The 330-nt window shown below is 51.5% G+C and carries 1 protein-coding gene; it reads right to left on the reverse strand.

Features of this window, described 5'->3' with window-relative positions:
- A partial coding sequence (locus J536_RS24825; protein WP_228130736.1) for a hypothetical protein occupies positions 1-330 on the reverse strand: 330 nt, incomplete at both ends.

A 330-nucleotide genomic window follows, 5' to 3' on the forward strand; every position in this document is an offset into this window, starting at 1 on the left:
GTCACGGTGATATCTGCATCTGCAACATCAAGGTTACCTTGTGCATCCACTGCTTCTGCATGGATGGTCACAGGGCCTTCGCCTGTGACAGGAATCGCTGCAGTGATGAAGCCGTTTGCAAGGTCAGCTGCTGTCACGGTGTAGTTAGTACCGTTCACATTCACTACTGTGCCATCGATTGCATCTGGTCCCAACGCCACTTGTGCATTGAAGGTACCGTCTGTGCCTAGCTCGTCTGCATTCAAGATACCGTCGCCATTCAAGTCTTCAGGAATCGTGATCGCACCGATCAGGTCTGCAGGCAAGGTATCTACAGTCACGGTGATATCT

The organism is Acinetobacter sp. 809848, from assembly GCF_000581275.1.
Lineage (GTDB): Bacteria > Pseudomonadota > Gammaproteobacteria > Pseudomonadales > Moraxellaceae > Acinetobacter > Acinetobacter pittii.